2 protein-coding genes are annotated in these 2,532 nt (G+C 36.7%); both read left to right on the forward strand.

Going from position 1 to position 2,532, the window contains the following annotated elements; all coding sequences use genetic code 11:
- Positions 1-219, forward strand: a 219-nt coding sequence (locus VK90_RS27245) for an S-layer homology domain-containing protein (RefSeq protein ID WP_048376727.1), incomplete at its 5' end; no start/stop codon positions are given.
- 417 nt (positions 220-636) lie between these two features.
- Positions 637-2,250, forward strand: a complete 1,614-nt coding sequence (locus VK90_RS27250; protein ID WP_048376730.1) for an S-layer homology domain-containing protein — start codon at positions 637-639, stop codon at positions 2,248-2,250.
- The last annotated feature ends 282 nt before the right edge of the window (positions 2,251-2,532 follow it).

The raw sequence follows: 2,532 nt of genomic DNA on the forward strand, positions 1-2,532 counted from the left end.
GTTATTAAGAAAGCGTTTAGATTAGATGTAAAGGCGCCACATAATTTCAACGATGTTTCAGCAAATTCATGGGCAAAAGATGCGATTAGTGCCGTGCAATCGAACCATATTGCAGTAGGAGTTGGAGAAGGGAAATTTGCTCCGGATATGAACGTAACACGTGAACAGTATGCACAGTTTGTATATAATGCAATTTCAAATGCGCAATCCCATCAATAAAAGGAAAAAGAAGTTGAGTGGTTTATTATATCATCATTATAAGGGCGTATTACTGCTCGTGAAAATTTAATTGGTGATACCTCTTACTAATCACATCCTTTTTTAGAGTACTAGTATCAGTATGTCCAAGTTTGATAGACCATTTTCATATACTTCAAAGTTTTTGCACCAGAACCGTTTTATACACTAAAGGTTATGTATGTTATTTAATTATATTTTTGCAACCGTGCTGTGTTATAATTCTGAAGTACTGACATATCTAGTAGGACTTATAGATTTCGGCTTATCATATGAAATGAAAAATCAAGCCGTTATTTTTTGGGTTCAGGCTACCATTATTCAAACTATTATTCACACTAAAAGACGTACAAGGAGGAAGGTGTATCTATTAAAATAGAGAGATATACCTAATTAGAAATGAACATTAAATTTAATAAAAAAGTAGTAGCATTCACGGCAGGATTAACGGTATTATCTTCACCATTAGTATCGTTTGCAGAGGAACAACAATCAGTAAACAATAAGCAACCTACAAGTGTTCAGGAACAAGGTAAAACAGACCAACTTCAAACATCAGATGAACAGGCTCTAAAAAGTATTGAAGCTAGTTTTGAAGAGGTAGACGGACGTGGTGGAGGTACTGTCGATAATAAGAAAGCAGACAGTCTTCAAAGTTCAGAAGGTATTCATGAAGAAACAGGTACATTAACTGTTCCTAACAATTCAAACAGAACAAAACGTAGTCTGTCTTCCACATCACCTAGCATCTCTAGTACAATAAACGGTGTTCCATTCACTGAATGGATTGTTCCAGCAGGTAACGATAATATTCGTCCTCAAAACTACATGAGTCCAAAGTACATTACAATTCATGAGACTGATAATACAAGTGTAGGAGCAGGTGCTAAGAACCACGCTCAATACCTATATAACCAAGCAGTAGGGAACACAGACCGAGCTGCATCATGGCACTTTACAGTGGACGATAAAGAGATTTATCAACACTTACCATTAAACGAGAACGGGTGGCACGCAGGAGATGGTAATGGCCCGGGTAATAGAGAGTCTATTGCAATTGAAATCGCGGTTAACAGTGATGGTAACTACAGTAAAGCAGTAGATAACGCTAAGAAACTTGTAGCTTATTTAATGAAAGAAACTGGTGTACCGTTAAATAACATCGTAAAACATCAAAAGTGGAGCGGTAAAAATTGTCCTGCTAACATGATTAATAATGGGCAATGGGATGCATTCGTAAATGGTGTTGGAGGGTATTATAATAATCTTTATCAACCAAAAGACGACATTACAGGAGGTTGGTATGAGCCGGCTATTCGAGAGCTAAATAGAAGGGGTATTATGGCAGGGGAAGGGAACGGTGTTTTCTCACCTAATAGAGCGGTAACAAGAGCCGAATTTGCTCAATTAATCTCTAAATCTCTAAACCTGCCAGCTGGAGATATTTCATTTAAAGACCTAAACGATGCAAACTCAACTTTACGAGATGGTATTAAACGCACTGCAAGTGCAGGTATCATTGCAGGTAGAGGTGACGGTTATTTTGACCCAAACACACCTATTACAAGAGAAGAATCAGCAATTATTGTAAACAAGGCTTTACAGTATAAAGGTCTATGGGGGCCAGTTGCAAACTTACCATTCTCAGACACAGACCAAATTGTCTATAAGGAAGACGTACAAAGATTGTATGGACTAGGTATTGTAAAAGGTAAGGGTGACAATCAATATGACCCTAAAGGAACAACAACTCGTGGTGAAACAGCATCATTCATTCTAAACATGCTTCAAGTAATTGAAACTGGTAGTGTTCAAAATCCAATTGGAACAGCTCAAATAAATGGTATTGGGGTAAATGTTCGGAGTGGAGCAGGTACAAACTACTCTATTGTTAGAAAGGCAAGTAAAGGTGAAAAAGTTACAGTATATGAAGAAAAGAATGGTTGGCTAAGAATTGAAACGAATCAGTGGGTTTATAATGACCCTAGTTATATCACCTATAACAAACGATAAAAACTAAATAGTGAAAGGAACAAGTCATATTTGGATATATAACTTGTTCTCAGGCTGTGAAGAAGACTTTCTCCACAGCCTGTTTTTGTGTCTGCTCCCTCTTTACCTGCCAATACTGATATATTGATTTTTTTGAAATTGTCACTTTCCTGTAACATAAGTGATTTATTTTATAATAAGAAACTGACATGGAAAGAGGGAGAAGTTATGAAAAAACTCATACCGATAGTCGCATTAATAGGCATGATAAGCTTAGGTATACAAGAAATGAATGTGAAAGCT

This window comes from Bacillus sp. LK2 (assembly GCF_001043575.1).
Classification (GTDB): domain Bacteria; phylum Bacillota; class Bacilli; order Bacillales; family Bacillaceae_G; genus Bacillus_A; species Bacillus_A paramycoides.

Bases quoted from the DNA above. Each gene is read 5' to 3' on its own strand.
- VK90_RS27250 (WP_048376730.1), top strand. From the start codon at position 637: ATGAACATTAAATTTAATAAAAAAGTAGTAGCATTCACGGCAGGATTA.